This window comes from Plastoroseomonas arctica, assembly GCF_018128965.1.
In the GTDB taxonomy this organism is placed as follows: Bacteria; Pseudomonadota; Alphaproteobacteria; order Acetobacterales; family Acetobacteraceae; genus Plastoroseomonas; species Plastoroseomonas arctica.
In genome coordinates, this window is sequence record NZ_JAAEDH010000029.1 from 18,635 (window position 1) to 35,429 (window position 16,795).

At 70.5% G+C, this 16,795-nt stretch carries 14 protein-coding genes and 1 pseudogene; 9 read left to right on the forward strand and 6 right to left on the reverse strand.

All coding sequences use genetic code 11. From position 1 onward, the window contains the following. Positions 1–551: 551 nt before the first annotated feature. The 6 genes from GXW79_RS19555 to GXW79_RS19580 form a co-directional block, all read right to left on the reverse strand. Positions 552–1,841 (reverse strand): adenylosuccinate synthase, encoded by a 1,290-nt coding sequence (locus GXW79_RS19555; protein WP_211876134.1) that lies wholly within the window; start codon positions 1,839–1,841, stop codon positions 552–554. A 4-nt stretch (positions 1,842–1,845) separates the two neighbouring features. Further along, positions 1,846–2,997, reverse strand: coding sequence for an ATP phosphoribosyltransferase regulatory subunit (locus tag GXW79_RS19560; protein ID WP_211876135.1), 1,152 nt, complete (start codon positions 2,995–2,997; stop codon positions 1,846–1,848). A gap of 56 nt (positions 2,998–3,053) precedes the next feature. Then, on the reverse strand, positions 3,054–3,674 hold the full coding sequence (locus GXW79_RS19565; protein ID WP_211876136.1) for a dioxygenase family protein: 621 nt from the start codon (positions 3,672–3,674) through the stop codon (positions 3,054–3,056). 241 nt (positions 3,675–3,915) lie between these two features. Beyond that, complete coding sequence (locus GXW79_RS19570; RefSeq protein WP_211876137.1) at positions 3,916–4,803, reverse strand: prephenate/arogenate dehydrogenase family protein; 888 nt, start codon at positions 4,801–4,803, stop codon at positions 3,916–3,918. Further along, entirely contained in the window at positions 4,796–5,890 is a 1,095-nt protein-coding gene (gene hisC / locus GXW79_RS19575) for a histidinol-phosphate transaminase (RefSeq protein ID WP_211876138.1), read from the reverse strand. The genes GXW79_RS19570 and hisC overlap by 8 nt, the downstream gene beginning before the upstream one ends. Before the next feature lie 15 nt (positions 5,891–5,905). Further along, complete coding sequence (locus GXW79_RS19580) at positions 5,906–6,766, reverse strand: chorismate mutase (RefSeq protein ID WP_211876139.1); 861 nt, start codon at positions 6,764–6,766, stop codon at positions 5,906–5,908. Positions 6,767–6,859: 93 nt separating this feature from the next. Here GXW79_RS19580 and metX point away from each other — a divergent pair, with 93 nt between their 5' ends. The 9 genes and pseudogenes from metX to GXW79_RS19625 all read left to right on the forward strand — a co-directional run. Beyond that, a complete protein-coding gene (metX, locus tag GXW79_RS19585) occupies positions 6,860–8,014 on the forward strand; it encodes a homoserine O-acetyltransferase MetX (RefSeq protein WP_246504152.1) in 1,155 nt (384 codons plus the stop codon). Positions 8,015–8,286: 272 nt separating this feature from the next. After that, a complete protein-coding gene (locus GXW79_RS19590; protein WP_211876141.1) occupies positions 8,287–10,443 on the forward strand; it encodes a TonB-dependent receptor in 2,157 nt (718 codons plus the stop codon). 154 nt (positions 10,444–10,597) lie between these two features. After that, on the forward strand, positions 10,598–12,748 hold the full coding sequence (locus GXW79_RS19595; protein WP_211876142.1) for a TonB-dependent receptor: 2,151 nt from the start codon (positions 10,598–10,600) through the stop codon (positions 12,746–12,748). 7 nt (positions 12,749–12,755) lie between these two features. Further along, positions 12,756–13,439: a Fe2+-dependent dioxygenase gene (locus GXW79_RS19600; protein ID WP_211876143.1), complete on the forward strand. Its 684-nt coding sequence runs from the start codon at positions 12,756–12,758 to the stop codon at positions 13,437–13,439. Beyond that, the gene (locus GXW79_RS19605; protein ID WP_211876144.1) at positions 13,436–14,722 is read left to right on the forward strand and encodes a PepSY-associated TM helix domain-containing protein; all 1,287 of its coding nucleotides are present in this window, start codon (positions 13,436–13,438) and stop codon (positions 14,720–14,722) included. Before GXW79_RS19600 ends, GXW79_RS19605 begins: the two co-directional genes overlap by 4 nt. A gap of 5 nt (positions 14,723–14,727) precedes the next feature. Further along, positions 14,728–15,183: a Tat pathway signal protein gene (locus tag GXW79_RS19610; protein WP_211876145.1), complete on the forward strand. Its 456-nt coding sequence runs from the start codon at positions 14,728–14,730 to the stop codon at positions 15,181–15,183. A 10-nt stretch (positions 15,184–15,193) separates the two neighbouring features. Further along, the gene (locus tag GXW79_RS19615; protein ID WP_211876146.1) at positions 15,194–15,868 is read left to right on the forward strand and encodes a MotA/TolQ/ExbB proton channel family protein; all 675 of its coding nucleotides are present in this window, start codon (positions 15,194–15,196) and stop codon (positions 15,866–15,868) included. Positions 15,869–15,872: 4 nt separating this feature from the next. Continuing rightward, a complete protein-coding gene (tolR, locus tag GXW79_RS19620; protein WP_211876147.1) occupies positions 15,873–16,340 on the forward strand; it encodes a protein TolR in 468 nt (155 codons plus the stop codon). Between the two features lies 1 nt (position 16,341). Beyond that, positions 16,342–16,795, forward strand: a pseudogene (locus GXW79_RS19625) (hypothetical protein); the annotation flags it as partial.

Below are 16,795 nucleotides of genomic sequence, written 5' to 3' on the forward strand. Positions count from 1 at the left end.
CGTTGCGCACTCAGGAATGTGTGGCCGAAAATTACACTATTGAAAATAAAACGCACAAATAACGGGGAACGTCAATACTAAAATTAAACTTATTTTTTACGCACCTAAAATGATTCTTTTTGTAAAATTTCTTCGAAAAAAGGGATTATCCGAAGAAAAAAATCGGCGCATTTCCTCATTGCAAGCGGCTCAGCGCGGGCCGGATGCGGGATCTGGCAAATACCGCCTGCGGGGATGGACCTCGCCGCCTCATTCGTGCGCTACGGCGATCGGCAGGGGCTGGATGCGCGGCGCGTCTGAGGGCAGCGCACGCGCATGGGCGTCGCCCCGGGCAGCCAGAGGATGACAGTCGCGGCGGTTCATCGCCGATGAACCGAGAGAAGGCGGTGCAATGCTCACGGGCGGCCGCAGCCGGAGGGCGGGCCCCTCTGGCCGCGCCAATGCGACGGCAACCGGTTCAGTGCCAGAATCGTGGCGGCCGCCGGGCCTGCCTCGCCCGGCGCGGGCTCACGTCACCGCATGCGCCCCGGGCGAGGCGGCCGCAGCGCGAACTACCCCGCGAAGGGGTCCTTCATCATGATCGTGTCGTCACGCTCCGGGCTCGTGCTCAGCAGCACCACCGGCGCCTCGACCAGCTCCTCGATGCGGCGGATGTACTTGACCGCCTCGGCCGGCAGCTCGCCATAGCTGCGGGCCCCCATGGTGGAGCCGGGCCAGCCGGGCAGGGTCTCGAACACCGGCGTCGCTCGGGACTGCGCACCCTGGGCGGCGGGCAGGCGCTTCATGCGCACGCCGTCGACCTCGTAGCCGATGCAGATCTTCAGCTCCGGCAGCCCGTCCAGCACGTCGAGCTTGGTGACCACCAGGCCGTTCACGCCGCCGAGCTTCACCGCCTGGCGCACCAGCGCGGCGTCGAACCACCCACAGCGACGGGGGCGGCCGGTGACGGTGCCGAATTCGCGGCCGCGCTCGCCGAGCAGGCGCCCGGTCTCGTCGTGCAGTTCGGTCGGAAAGGGGCCGGAGCCGACGCGGGTCGTGTAGGCCTTGGCGATGCCGAGAACATAACCGACCGCGTCAGGGCCGACGCCCGAGCCGGCCGCGGCACCGCCGGCGACCGTGTTGGAGCTGGTGACGTAGGGGTAGGTGCCGTGATCGACGTCGAGCATCACCGCCTGGGCGCCCTCGAACAGCACCCGCTTGCCTTCGCTGCGCGCGGTGTCCAGGCGCTCCCACACGGCTTCGGCGAAGGGGAGGAGTTTTGGCGCCAGCGCCAGGAGCGCATCGAGCAGCGGCTGCTTCTCGAATTCCGGAGCGCCGAGGCCGCGGAACAGCGCGTTGTGGTGCAGCAGCAGTTCGTCGAGTTTCGCCGAGAGCGTCTCGGGTTCGGCGAGGTCGCACAGGCGGATCGAGCGGCGGCCGACCTTGTCCTCATAGGCGGGACCGATGCCGCGCCCGGTGGTGCCGATCTTGTCCTCGCCACGTGCCGCCTCGCGCGCCTTGTCGAGTGCCGGATGCAGCGGGAGGATGAGGGGCACGTTCTCCGCGATGCGGAGGTTCTCGGGCGTCACGGACAGGCCCTGGGCGCCGACCTTCGCGATCTCGGCGAGCAGCGCGTCGGGGTCGAGGACAACGCCATTGCCGATGATGCCGAGCTTGCCGCGCACCACGCCCGAGGGCAGCAGGGACAGCTTGTAGGTGACGTTGCCCACCACCAGCGTGTGCCCGGCATTGTGCCCGCCCTGGAAGCGCACGACGAGATCGGCGCGGGAGGCAAGCCAGTCGACCACCTTCCCCTTGCCCTCATCGCCCCATTGCGCGCCGATCACCGCGACATTCGCCATGGCGTCAGACCTTCTTCCGTTTGAGGGCGACAGGCGTGCCGCCGACCAGCGTGTGGGAGCAGCGCAGCCGCTCCGCGTCATCCTGCGCCGAAAGGGCGGCAACGGTGACAAAACCTTCGGCGCGAAGCCGGCGGGCGGTGGCCACGTCGGTGCCGAGCGGCAGGAACAGCCGCGCCGGGCCGGGCGCGCTGGGCGCGGCGCGCAGCATGGCGTCGGGGTAGAGCGAGATCCCCGTCGCGGGTTCCCCACCTTGGGCGAGGTAGCGGCCGCCGCGGCCCATCTCGCCGCTCGCGCCCGGGCCATAGAGGGTGAAGGCGACGCCGGTGTGATAGCGGAAGCCGCGGAACTCGACCGGGTCGAGCGTGATGCGCAGGCCCGGCGCGCGCGCGAGAATGGCGGCGATGACGGCGGCGGCATTGTCGGCGATGGCGCGCGCTGCTGGCGGCAGCGACGCCTTGGCGAGGGCGGCCAGCGCGCCATCGGCCGGGCCGGCGGCGTGCAGCAGGGGGGTGAGGCCCGCCAGTGCCGCGCCACCCTCGGCGGCGGCCTCGGCCACGGCGGCGGCGTCCTTGCGATCCAGCGCGCGGGCGAGACGGCGGCGGAGGTCGGGCGAGACCTCGGCGTCGTCGAGCAGGCTCGGCGCCATGGTGGGCAGGGTGATGTCGAGCGAGGGGTTTTCGATGCCCACGGCGGCGAGTGCCTCGACCGCGACGACGGCGACTTCCGCATCGGCGGCGGCGGATTCGGCGCCGATCAGTTCGACGCCCACCTGTGGGAGTTGGCGCGCGGCGGAGAGCTGCGTGCCGCGCACCCGCAGCACCTGGCCGGCATAGGACAGGCGCAGCGGGCGGGGCACGGCGGCCAGGCGCGTCGCCGCGATGCGCGCGACCTGGGGCGTGGTGTCGGCGCGCAGCCCCATCATGCGCTGGGAGACGGGGTCCATCAGTCGGAAGGTCTGCTCGGCGATGGCGGCACCCGAGCCGGCGAGGAGACTGTCCTCGAATTCCAGCAGGGGCGGCTTGACCCGTTCGTACCCGTGCAGGGCGAAGCTCGCCATGATGGCTTCGACGAAGGCGGCTTCGCGCTCCGCTTCGGGCGGAAGCGCGTCGGCGAAGCCGGCGGGGAGCAGGGCTGGGTTGGGGGTGTCGTCGGTCATGGGCGGCGGTGGTGTGGCAGGGGCGTGCGGGGGAGGCAAGCCCGCAGGCGGCGCGCCTATCGGCTGGGCAGGCCGCGTTCGAGACGGGAGGTGAAGATGTCGAAGATGGCGCGCTGGCCGTCATCGGTGGCTTCGAGGCGGGCGACCAGCAGCGGGCGCTCGGCTTCGGGCGTGCGGCTGAACAGCCCGTCGCGGGCGTTGCCTGGCTCGTCGGGGAAGTAGACCTGGGTGGTGAGTGGCGCGCCACCTTCGGGCATGTCGGCGCGGAGGTGGATGTGCGGCGTGCGGCCGGAGTAGCGGCCGGGGCGGATCGTCCTGAAGGCGTAGCGCCCCTGCGCATCGGCGGTGGCGCGGCCATAGCCCTGAAAGCCGGTGTCGCGCTGGGCGATGCGGTCGCTCGGGTGGAGGTAGATCCCCTGGCTGTCGGCCTGCCAGATTTCGATGCGGGCGCCGGGCAGGGGCACGCCGACGATGTTGCGGACGAAACCTTCGAGCAACAACGGCCGCCCGCGGGCTTCGCGGGAGGCGCCGATGACGCGGCGAAGGTCGGCGTCGGCATCGTCCGGGATGGCGCGCGGGTAGAACGGCCCCTCCATCTGTTCGGGCGTGCGCCGAAGGCTGCGCTGCGCGACGGCGCTGGCGGGAACGAGCGCGAGCATGGAGCGGCGCAGGATCATGGGGAGAGCTTGAGGGAGAGGGGTGGGTGGGGTCACGTCACGAAGCATTGCATGGGGGGCGTTGACGACAGAATGGGGAAAATGAATTTCCCCCAAACCCCCATTCTTTTATTTTTATCTATTGGTGCTTGCTGGGGAACCAGAGCTCCTTTTCCAAATCATGTGCGGCCGGGGAGCGGGCACCAAAAAGCCAAAAATAAAAGAATGGGGTCCGGGGAAATTCTTTTCCCCGGCCTTTTTCTCAAGCCTGCTTCCGATCAATCAGCCCCTGCCGGATCTTCCGCCCGCGCTTGATCCGGTCCTCGATGAACTCCGCCTCCCCGTAGCGCACCGCCCGCCCGAGCGCGTGCGCATCCTCGGAGAACCGCGCCAGCATCTCCAGCAGCGCCTCGCGGTTGTTGAGGAACACGTCGCGCCACATGGCCACGTCGGAGGACGCGATGCGGGTGAAGTCGCGGAAGCCGGAGGCGGCGAATTTCAGCACGGCCTCGCGCGTTTCCTGGGCCAGGTCGTCGGCCGTGCCGCAGATGGTGAAGGCGATGAGGTGGGGCAGGTGGGAGACGATGGCGACCACCTTGTCGTGGGTGGCGGGGTCCATGGTCTCGATCATGGCTCCCGCGCGGCGCCAGAATTCGGCGACGCGTTCCACGGCCGTGGGGTCGGAGTCCGGCAGCGGCGTGAGGATGACGTAGCGGCCCTCGAACAGCGTCGCGAAGCCGGCGTCGGGGCCGGAGTATTCGGTGCCCGCCATGGGGTGGCCGGGGACCAGGTGGACGCCGGCGGGCAGCAGCGGCAATAGGTCGCGCACGACGCTTCCCTTGGTGCTGCCCGCATCGGTGAGGATGCAGCCCGGCGCGAGATGGGGCGCGATGCGCGCCATCACGCCGGCATAGGCGCCAACGGGAATGCACAGGATGACGCCGTCGCAGCCTTCGACCGCGCGGGCAGGGTCGGCCTCGACCTGGTCGACGATGCCGAGTTCCAGCACCCGGGCGCGGGTCGCCGCGGATTGGGCGCAGGCGACCAGCGTGGTCGCGATGTCGTCGCGCGAGCGGGCGAAGCGGGCGATGGAACTGCCGATCAGCCCGGGGCCGATGATGCAGAGGCGGCGGAACAGCGGTTCAGCCACGGTGTTCGGCCATGAAGCCGGCCAGCGCCTCGATGAGCAGCGTGTTCTCGTCGGCCGCGCCGATGGTAATGCGCAGGCAGGCGGGCAGCCCATAGGCGCCCATGGCGCGCACGATCAGCCCGCGTGTCTTCAGATGCGCGTCAGCGGCCTGGGCGGCGGCGGCGGTGGCGAAATCGGCGAGGACGAAGTTGCCTTCGCTGGGCCAGACCTTGATCCCCGCCTCGGTCAGCGCCGCAGTCACGCGCGCGCGCCATTCGGAATTATGCGCGAGGTTCTTCTCGATCCAGCCTGCCTCGGCCAGGGCGGCGATCGCGCCTTCCATCGCCGCCAGGTTCACGTTGAAGGGGCCGCGGATGCGCGAGAGCACATCGACCACCGCCGGCGGCGCGTAGCACCAGCCCACGCGCATCCCACCCAGGCCGAAGATTTTTGAAAACGTGCGCGTCATCACGGTGTTGCCGGTGGCGTCCACCAGCGCGGCGCCGGCATCGTAGTCCGGCCGCTCCACGTATTCGGCGTAGGCGCTGTCGAGCACGAGCAGGATGTCCCCGCGCAGCCCCGCGCGCAGCCGATCCACCTCGGCTTGCGGCAGGATCGACCCGGTCGGGTTGTTGGGGTTGGCGAGGAACACCATCGTGGTCCGCGCGCCCACGGCGGCGAGCATCGCGTCCACATCCGCGACCAGGTCGCGCTCCGGCACCTTGATCACGCGGCTTCCGGCCCAGCGCCCGGCGATGTCGTACATCAGGAAGCCGTGCGCGGACATGATGAGCTCGGTGCCCTCGCCGCCATAGGCGAGGATGAGCAGCGTCAGCAGATCATCGGAGCCATTGCCGCAGACGATGCGCGCGGGGTCGAGCGCAAACCGCGCGCCGATCGCCTCGCGCAGCGCGGTCGCACCGCCATCGGGGTAGCGATGCGCGTCGCGCGCGGCGCGCTCGATGGCGGCGATCGCCCCCGGCGGCGGCCCGAAGGCGCCCTCGTTGGACGACAGCTTGATCACCCGGTTCACGCCGGGCAGCTTCGACGACCCCCCGACATAGGGCTCGACGGAAAGGATGGAGGGTCGCGGGGCGAGCGTGTTCATGGCAGCGACCTTCAATCAGCCGGGCTCGGCTTCGGCATAGGCACCGAGACGCTGGACGTGCAGGCCGGCCAGCGATTTCAGCCGCGGATCATCGGCTTCCCAGAAGCCGGCGACCTCGGCGAGTGCGAGCGCCTGCTCCCCGGTGCGGCGGATCTGCAGGCTGTGTGCCGGGATGCCGGCATCGGCCAGCAGACGGGTCAGGCGCGCATGGGAGAAATCGGCCGTGAGCTCGATGCGCAGCAGGGTCCGGTCGCGCCCGCTCGGGTCGGGCGGCGTCGGGGAGACGACCAGCACGCCATGGCTGCCGGGTTCGGCGAGGAAGGGCAGTCGCGCCGTCACCTGCAGGGAATTGGCATCGAAGCGCACCCACCAGGCGGCGTCCTCGCGCTCCTCCGGTTCGGGCGCGGGCAGGGTGGCGATCGCAGCCTCGCCGGAGAGCAGCGCGGCGAGCGCCTGGCCCACGGTGGTCATCGCGCGGATCGGCGTGGTGCCGCCGAAATGCGCGCGGGTGAGGCGCATCACCGCGTCGGCATGCTCGTTGTCGGCGGCCGCGACGACGGTGAAATTCGACTGCATGGCGGTGGAGGCGGCGAAGATCTCGCGCCAAAGACGCACCAGAGCGCTGCGCGGGAGCGGGCCCGCGTGCCGCGCGAGCATGCGGCGGAGGATGGCGGCCTCGCGCCCCGGGCGCAGCGCGGGGCCGGCCCCCTTGGCGCGGCTTTCGGCGAGCCTGGCGACGATGCCGGCGCGGCGCATGACGATGTCGTGCAGCGCGTCGTCCAGTGCGTCGATCTCTGCGCGAAGCGTCGCGAGCTCGGCGGCATAGGCCGGGGGCGTGGGGAGCAGGGGCGCGGCGGAGGGGTTCAGGTCTGGCATGGGCCCGCGCAGCATTAGACGTACCGGCGCCCGGCGCCAAGGTTGCAGAGGCCCGGGCCGCACCCTAATGCTGGGCCGAGGATGCCGGAAACGATGTCGCAGGCCGCACAGCCCCTTCCACACGTGACGCACCAGCGCGCCGTCTTCGCCGATGGGCTGATGCTGGATTGCGGCGCGGTGGTGGCTCCCCTCGCGGTCGCCTGGCGCGGCTACGGGCGGCTCAACGCGGATGCCACCAACGCCATCCTGGTCTGCCATGCGCTGACTGGCGACCAGTATGTGGCCGAGACCCACCCCCTTACCGGAAAGCCGGGCTGGTGGGACAATGTCGTAGGCCCGGGTAAGCCGATCGACACGGACCGGTTCTACGTCGTCTGCGTCAACGTGCTCGGCGGCTGCATGGGCAGCTCCGGCCCGCCCGAGCCGATGACGGATGCCGAAGGCCGCACGCTCGGCCGGCCCTGGGGCACCGATTTTCCCTCCGTCACCATCCGCGACATGGTCCGCGCGCAGCACCGGCTGATGGAGCATCTCCGCATCGCGCGCTGGCTCGCGGTGCTGGGCGGCTCCATGGGCGGGATGCAGGTGCTCGAATGGGCCGCGACCTATCCCGAGGCGGTGTTCGCCGCCGCGCCCATTGCCTGCGCCAGCCATCACAGCGCGCAGAACATCGCCTTCCACGAGGTCGGCCGCGCCGCCATCCACGGCGACCCGGAATGGCGCGGCGGCCGCTATTGGGAACATGGGACGGTGCCGGCGAAGGGCCTGTCCGTGGCCCGCATGGTCGCGCACATCACCTATCTGTCGGAACAGGCGCTGAGCCGCAAATTCGGCCGCCGGCTGCGCGGCGCCGCCGCACTCACCTTCCTCGAGGACGTGTTCGAGGTGGAGAGCTACCTGCGCCACCAGGGCAGCACCTTCATCCGCCGGTTCGACGCGAACAGCTACCTGACCATCACCCGCGCGATGGATTTCTTCGACCTGGCGGCCGAGCATGGCGGGGTGCTGGCGGAAGCCTTCCGCGGCACGACGACGCGCTTCTTCGTGGCCAGCTTCTCGTCGGACTGGCTGTTCCCCACCGCCGAAAGCCGGCTGCTGGTGCGCGCGCTCAACGCGGCGGCGGCGAATGTGAGCTTCGTCGAGATCGCGTCCGACAAGGGCCACGACGCTTTCCTGCTGGACGAGCCGGACTTCCACAATGCGCTGGGCGGGTTCCTGCGCGGGGCGGCGGAGCGGCTGGGGGTTTAGGCCGGCGGCCCTGTCCCCCGTGTCGATCCCGGACTTTCCTTTGCCGGACCCTGAGCCTGGTGCGGCGCAGCCTCCTCGAAAGCCGCCCGCGCGCCGTCAGATCGCGGTCGCAACACCCTCTCGCCCACCCTTGGCCGCCCACCTGGAGCCGATGGAAGCGCGCGCCTTCAGGTTCCCCCGCCTCGCCGCGCATGTGTCGAAGAGTTGCGAAACCTTATTGCAAGTGATTCTCAATTGCGTTAGGTCGCTGCATCGCCTTCGAGGATCACGTCATGGCTTCGCTTCGCTGTCTTCGCGCCGGATTCGAGCCCGCCCTCGGCCTCGGCGCCATCGGCCTCCTCGCCGCCCTGCCCAGCGCGGTGGCGCAGAACGCCCCCGGCAATGCCGCAACACCGGCGAATGATGGCACGCAGACTGCCCTTGCCTTGCCCGAGGTCAGCGTCTCGGGCGCGGTCCCGGCCACGCGCCGCGCCGGGGACACGATCACCCCGCGCGCCCCGGCCTCCGTCGCCGAGACCCCGCAATCCATCGACGTGATCCCCCGCGCCCTGGTCGAGGAGCGCGGCGCCAATTCCCTGCGCGAGGCGCTGCGCAACGTGACCGGCATCAGCCTCGCCGCCGGCGAAGGCGGGCTTTCGGGCGACAACCTGACGCTGCGCGGCTTTTCCGCCAGCAACGACTTCTACATCGACGGCATCCGCGACGCGGCGAACTACACGCGCGACCCCTTCAACGTGGAATCGATCGAGGTGCTGAAGGGCCCCTCCGCCATCCTGTTCGGCCGCGGCTCGACGGGCGGCGTCATCAATCAGACCTCGCGCATGCCGCAGAACTCGAATTTCGGCGAGATCATCGTCAGCGGCTACAACCCCATCGGCGTCCGCGCCACCGTCGACGTGAACATGGCCATCGACCAGGTCGCCGTGCGCCTCAACGCCATGGGCTACAGCCAGGACACGGCCGATCGCAGCCACGTCTACAACCAGCGCTACGGCGTCGCCCCGGCGATCACCTTCGGCATCGGCGGCAATACCCAGCTCACCCTGAGCGCGCTGCACCAGGAAGAAGACAACATCCCCGATTTCGGCGTCCCGTTCCTCAACGGACGCCCCGCCCCGGTCTCGCGCAGCACCTTCTACGGGCTCCAGGGCGTCGACTATGAGCGCTACCGGACCGATGTCTTCACCGCCAACCTGCAGCACCGCTTCATGGATGGCGTGACCATCCGCAACGTCACGCGCTACGGCACCTACCATCGCGACATCGACGCGACCGCACCGCGCATCCTCACCGCCATCACGCCGACCACGCCGCTGGCCTCCATCCTGGTCAACCGCCAGGCGCAGATCCGCGAGGGCACCAGCACCATCCTCGAGAATCAGACCGAGTTCCGCGCCGCGTTCGAGACCGGCCCGCTGCGCCACGCCATGGTTGCGGGGCTGGAGATCGGCCACGAGACCGCGCAGCTGCGCCGCTTCACCGCGACGCGGCCGACCGCGACGCTGATCGGCCCGAACTGGGGCCAGGGCGACGGCTTCGTCGAGAACCGCACGCTCACCGGGGACACGCTGGGCACCTCCAACCGTGCCGCGATCTTCCTGGTCGACCAGATCCGCATCGGCCAGTATTTCGAGGTGCTCGGCGGCATTCGCCAGGAGCGGTTCCAGTCCAATTCGGACAACCGCTTCGTCGCGGGGCAGAATTTCTCGCGCACCGACAACATGACGAGCTGGCGCGGCGCCCTCGTGTTCAAGCCTGTGCGCGGCGTGCGCACCTATGTCGCCGCCGGCACCTCCTTCAACCCCTCGATCGAGTCGCTCGCGCTCACCGTCGCGAACGCGAACCTCGCCCCCGAGCGCAACCGCTCCTACGAGTTCGGCGCGAGCTGGGACATCACCGAGGGCCTCGTGGTGCGCGGCGCGATCTTCAACATCGAGAAGACCAATGCCCGCACCGTGGATCCGACCAACGCGACGGTGAACGTGCTCGACGGCCGCCAGCGGGTGAACGGCTTCGAGCTCTCGCTGGCCGGAACCATCCTGCCGGGCTGGAACGCGATCGCCGGGTACACCCTGCTCGACAGCCGCATCGTTGAATCCAACAATCCGCTGGAGCGGAACCGGCACCTGCTCAACACGCCGCGCCAGACCGCGACGCTGTGGACCACCTACGACCTGCCCTACGCCATCACCGTCGGCGCCGGCGCCAGCTATGTGGATTCGCGCTTCGGCAACAACACCAACACGGTCCGCGTGCCGGCCTATGTGCGCTACGACGCCACGGTCTCCATGCAGGTCAGCGAGGGCATCACCGCGCGGCTGAACGCGCTCAACCTCACCGACAAGCGGTTCTACGAGGGTGTCTACCAGGGCAACGTCACGCCCGGCTCCGGGCGCACGCTGATCGCCTCCGTCGCGATGCGGTTCTGACGACGGGGCGGGAAGCGGGGCGTCTCGTGAACCCCGCTTTTCATTTTTGTTAGGTCGCGCCGAATCCCGCAGTGGGCGCCGGCCAGTTATTGCAAGTGATTCGCAATCGCCTTATGCGTGGGTTCGAGCCCTCGAGCCCATGAAGGATCGCCGGATGTCCCCGCGCCGCTCGCTTCGCCCCGCCTTTTCGCTTCGCCCCGCCTTCGAACCCACGCTCGGCCTTGGCGCACTCGGCCTGCTGGCCTCGCTCCCCGGCGCCGTCGCACAGGACGTGCCGGCGGGGGCATCGCTGGCGCTGCCCGAAGTCAGCGTTTCGGGCCAGGTCCCGGCCACCCAGCGCGCCGGGGAGACGATGACGCCGCGCGCGCCCGTCTCCGTCGCCGAGACGCCGCAATCGATCGACGTCATCCCCCGCGCGCTGATCGAGCAGCGCGGCGCCTCGTCGCTGCGCGAGGCGCTGCGCAGCGTGACCGGCATCTCGCTGGCTTCCGGCGAAGGCGGGCTGTCGGGGGACAACCTCACGCTCCGCGGCTTCTCCGCCACCAATGATTTCTACATCGACGGCATCCGCGACGCCGCGAACTACACGCGCGATCCCTTCAACGTGGAGTCGATCGAGGTGCTGAAGGGCCCGTCCTCGATCCTGTTCGGCCGCGGCTCCACCGGCGGCGTCATCAACCAGACCTCGCGCATGCCGCAGGATGCGACCTTCGGCGAGATCACGGCGACCGCCTACGCACCCGCCGGGGCGCGCGCCACGGTGGACGTCAACATGGCGATCGACCAGGTCGCGGTGCGCGTCAACGCGATGGGCCTCACGCAGGACACGGCCGAGCGCCACCGGATCCACAGCGACCGCTACGGCGTCGCGCCGGCGATCACCTGGGGGCTCGGCGGCGATACCCAGATCACGCTGGCCGCGCTGCATCAGCGCGAGGACAACATCCCCGATTTCGGCGTGCCCTATCTGTTCGGCCGCCCCGCCCCGGTCTCGCGCGGCACCTTCTACGGCCTCTCAGGCATCGATCGCGAGCGCTACGACACCGACGTCTTCACCGCCACGATCCAGCACCGCTTCACCGATGCGCTGAGCCTGCGCAACATCACCCGCTACGGCAATTATCACCGCGACATCAGCGCGACCGAGCCGATCATCATCGGCACCATCGCACCGGGGACGCCGGCCAGCGCCATCCAGGTGCAGCGCGAAGCGCAGATCCGCATCGGCACCAGCTCGATCCTCGAGAACCAGACCGAATTCCGCGCGATGGTGCCGACCGGCCCGTTCAAGCATCAGATCGTCGCCGGCCTCGAGATCGGCCACGAAACCGCGCAGCTGCGCCGCTGGCACGCCACACCACCCAATGCCAGCCTGATCAATCCGGATTACGGCCAGGGCACCGGCGCCGGCTACGTCGAGCAGCGCACATTGTTCTCCGACGCGCTCGGCAAGGCGGACCGCATCGCGACCTACATCGTCGACCAGATGCAGATCGGCGACCAGTTCGAGTTGCTCGGCGGCATCCGCTACGAGCGCTTCCATTCGGATTTCGCAAACCGCTTCACCGGCCTGCGCGGCGAACGCACCGACGGCATGCTGAGCTGGCGCGGCGCCCTGGTGTTCAAGCCGATCCGCGATGTCCGCACCTATCTCGCCGCCGGCACGTCGTTCAACCCCTCGGTCGAGGCGCTCACCCTCGCCGTCGCCAACGTCAACCTCGCCCCCGAGCGCAGCCACTCCTACGAGCTTGGCGCGAGCTGGAACATCACCGGCGACGAACTCGTCCTGCGCGGCGCCGCCTTCAACATCGAGAAGACCAATGCCCGTACGGTCGACCCGACCAACGCCACGCTCAACGTACTCGATGGCCGCCAGCGGGTGAACGGCTTCGAGGTCTCGCTCGCCGGCGTGCTGCTTCCGGGATGGAACGCGCTGCTCTCCTACACCTATCTCGACAGCCGCATCGAGCGGTCGAACAACCCGGCCGAGCGCGGCCGCCATCTGCTCAACACCCCGCCGCAGACCGCGGCACTCTGGACCACCTACGACCTGCCGCACGGCATCACCGTTGGCGGCGGGGCGAGCTACGTCGATGCGCGGTTCGGCAACAACACCAACACCGTTCGCGTGCCTGGCTATGTCCGCTACGACGCGACCGTCGCCGCGCGCATCACCGACGGCATCACGGTGCGCTTCAACGCACTCAACCTCACCGACAAGCGATTCTACGAGGGCGTCTACCAGGGCAGCACCACGCCCGGCGCCGGCCGCACCCTCATCGCCTCCACGACCTTCAGGTTCTGAACTCATCATGCGGCTCGACATTCCCGACGTGCTTTCGCCCAACGACCTCGCCCGCATGCGCGAGCTGATGGCGCAGGCCGCGTGGGTCGACGGCAAGGTCACCGCCGGCGAGCAATCCGCCACGGTGAAGAACAATCTCCAGATCCCCGAGGGCAGCCAGGCGCATCGGGAGCTGGGCGACATCGTCCTCGCTGGCCTGGGCCGCAGCGGGCTGTTCATCTCCGGCGTGCTGCCGCACCGCGTCTTCCCGCCGCTGTTCAATCGCTACGATCCGGGGATGACCTTCGGCGCCCATGTCGACAACGCCATCCGCCAGATCCCCGGCACGCCGCACCGCATCCGCACCGACGTCTCTTGCACCCTGTTCCTCTCCGAGCTCGACGATTACGAGGGCGGCGCGCTGACCATCGAGGATCACTTTGGCACCCACAGCGTGCGGCTTCCCGCCGGCCACATGGTGGCCTACCCGGCGAGCTCGCTCCATCGCGTCGAGCCCATCACCCGCGGCACCCGGCTCGCCTGCTTCTTCTGGGTCCAGTCCATGGTGCGCGACGACGGGCGGCGCCGCATCCTGTTCGACCTCGACATGGCGATCGACGGCCTCAAGCCGGACCTAGCCCCCGGCCATGCCGCGCCGGTGCAGCTGACGGCGATCTACCATAACCTCCTTCGCCAATGGGCTGACGCATGAGCCTCACCATCGCGTCCGCGCGCGCCAGCTTCCTGTTCCTGCACCGATGGATCGGGCTGCTGCTGGGGCTGGTGCTGGTGCTCATCGGCCTCACCGGCTCCATCCTGTCCTTCCAGCGCGAAATCGACGCGGCGCTGAACCCGGCGCTGTTCCGCGCGAGCGGTCCCGCCGACCCCGCGATTGGCTATGCGGCTGCGCTGCGCATCGCCGAGGCCGCCTCGGGCAATCCTGGCGGCATGGTGCGCCCGCCCGACGCGGTCTGGCCGGTGTGGTCCGTCTATGACCGCCGCGTGCGCGGCACACCGGGCGGCTTCTGGAGCACCCATGTCGACCCCGCCACCGGCGCGGTGCTGGGACGGCGCGATATCTCGGAGAGCTTCGTCGCCACCACCCGCCAATTGCACGAGGCGCTGCTGCTGCGCGCCTGGTCGGGGCGCGAGATCGTGGGCTGGATCGGGGTGATCCTGCTGTTCTCCTCGCTCAGCGGCATCTACCTGTGGTGGCCGCGCGGCGGCGGGTTCTGGCGCGCGGCCACGCTGGTCCGCCGGCGGCCCTTCATCCGGCTCAACCTCGACCTGCACGCGGTGATCGGCATCTGGATCGCGGTGGTGATGAGCGTGGTGTCCTTCTCCGGCATCGCGATCATCTTCCCCGGCTGGTTCCGCCCGCTGCTCGGCATCGCCGAACCGGCGCGGCGCGAGGGTCCTCCCGGCGCCGAGGCCGCCGCCCGCGGCCAGCGCGCCGAAGCCCCCGGCCGGGGCGCCCTCGAAGGCGCGACCCAGGGCCAGGTGCCGGGCGCTGGCGAAGCGCCCCGGACACGGCGCGAGCCGCGCGGCCCGGCAGCCGAAGGCCCCAGGATCGACGCCGACGCCGCCGTCGCCGCGGCCCTCGCCGCCGCCGGCCCCGGCCAGACCGTCACGACGCTCACCCCGCCCATGGGTCCGGGCGGCTGGAGCGTCAGCCTGAGGCCCAGCGGCAGCGACCCTGAGGTCCGCGTCCGCAGCCAGTTCCAGATCGACGCCGCGACCGGCGCCGTCCTCGCCGAACGCTCGCCGCGCACCCGCAGCGCCGGCGAGGAGGCGCTGGCGATGCAGCGCTGGCTGCATGGCGGCGCCCTGCTTGGCTGGACAGGCCGGATCCTGGTCTTCCTCTCCGGTCTCGCTTTGCCGGTGCTGTTCGTGACCGGCCTGCTCGCCTGGCTCGCCCGCCGCCGCAGTCGCGCCCGCATCGCGGTGCAGCGGATGGCCGCCCAGGCCGGCGCCGGCGCCGGCGCGGCGGAATAGCCCTGATGCGCAAGACCCGCCTTGCCGGCCTCGGCCTCGCGCTCGCGGCCGGCCTCGTAGCACCCGCCCGCGCGCAGGAGACCGCGCCGATCCGCATCGAGCTCAACCGCCTCGAAGCGCGTCCCGAGGGCTGCCGCGTCTGGATCATCATCGGCAATCCCGGCGCCGGCGCCCTGGATCCCTTCCGGCTCGACCTCGTGCTGTTCGGCCGCGACGGCGTCGTGACCCGCCGGGCCGCCATCGATGCCGGCCCGCTGCCCGGCGACAAGACCACCGCGCGCATCTTCGACCTCGCCGGCCTGCCCTGCGACGGCATCGGCTCCCTGCTGCTGAACGACATCCTCGCCTGCGGCGCGCAGGGCCTCGCCCCGGCCGTGCCCACCGCCCCCGACAGCCGCGCCGCCTGCCTGGCGCGCCTCACCCTGGCCTCGCGCGTGGCCGGGATCGCCTTCGAGAAATAAGGACCACCGCATGCAACCCGCCATCCCCCCCGACCTCTCGATCCTCAGCCTCGTCCTGCATGCGGACCCGGTGGTGAAGGGCGTGCTCGTGCTCCTGGTCCTCGCCTCGATCGCGTGCTGGGCAGTCATCATCGACAAATCCCTGCGCATCGGCGCGCTGCGGCGCGACGCGCGCGGCATCGTCGCCGCCAGCCCACCGATGGCGCCGCCCCAAGGCGAAACGCTGGCCGCGGAGACGCTGCGCGCCGGGCTCGCCGAATGGGCGGAGGGCCGCGATGCCGACGAAAGCCGGGCCGATTTCCACCGCCGGCTGGAACAGGTCATGCGCGCCGCGATCGCCGCCCGGCTGCGCGCGGCGGAGAACGGGCTCTCCCTGCTCGCGACCGTGGGCGCCGTCGCGCCCTTCATCGGGCTGTTCGGCACCGTCTGGGGCATCATGAACAGCTTCTCCGGCATCGCGGCGAGCAACGACACCTCGCTTGCCGTCGTCGCGCCGGGCATTGCCGAGGCGCTGTTCGCCACCGCCATCGGCCTGGTCGCGGCCATCCCGGCCGTGGTCGCCTACAACCGTCTCTCCGGCGGCTTCGGGCGGCTGCGCGCCGAGGCCATGGCGGCCGCCGGCCAGGTCGCCAACCGCCTCGCCCGCGGCAACGGGGAGCGCCGCCTGCGCGCGGCGGCGGAATAGCGCCATGGCCTTCTCGATGGGCGATGGCGACGGCTTCGACGAGGACGCGCCCGCGCGCCCGATGGCCGAGATCAACATGACGCCGCTGGTCGACGTCATGCTCGTGCTGCTCATCATCTTCATGGTCGCGGCCCCGATGATGATGGTCGGCGTGCCGGTGAACCTGCCCCGCACCGCCGCTGCCCGGGTCGCACAGACCCGCGTGCCCGTCGTCGTCAGCGTCCAGCGCGACGGCCGCGTCTTCATCCGCCAGGAGGAGGTGCCCGAGGCGCAGCTCATCGCCCGCCTCACCGAACTCCGCCAGGCCGATGCCGAGGCGCCGGTCTATGTGCGCGGCGACCGTGCGGTGGCCTATGGCGAGGTCATGCGCGTGATGGGGCGCCTCACCCAGGCCGGCATCGGGCGCATCTCCCTCATCGCGGAGGCCGATCCCGGCGCGACACCGCCCGCCTCTCCCCCCACGGCGCCCTGAGATGCGCCGCGCCGATTCCACCAGCATCGCCTGGACCGTCTCCGGGGCGCTGCATCTCGGTGCCGCGGCCTGGCTCGTGCTGATCTCGGCGTCGGTGCCGCCGCCGGTGCGGATCGTGATCGCCGACATCGCCATGCCCGCGTTCGAGGCGGCCGAGACCGCCGCGGCACCCATGCCGGCCCCCACCGAGACGGCCGCCGCGCCGGAGCCGACCCCAGCCGCCGAGCCGCCGCCGGAGCCGCTCGCCGAGGCCACCCCCCCGCCGGAGACCCCGCCGGCACCGCCCGAGCCCATGGTCACCGCGGAGCCACCCCCGGTCGAGGAGCCGCCGCCCGAAACCCTCCAGGCCCTGGCACCGCCCGACGCCCCCGTGGTCGCCGACGTGCCGCCACCGCCGGTCGAGGCGCCGCCGCCGAGGCCGCCGACGCCCTCGGTCGTCCGGGCGGCGCCACCCC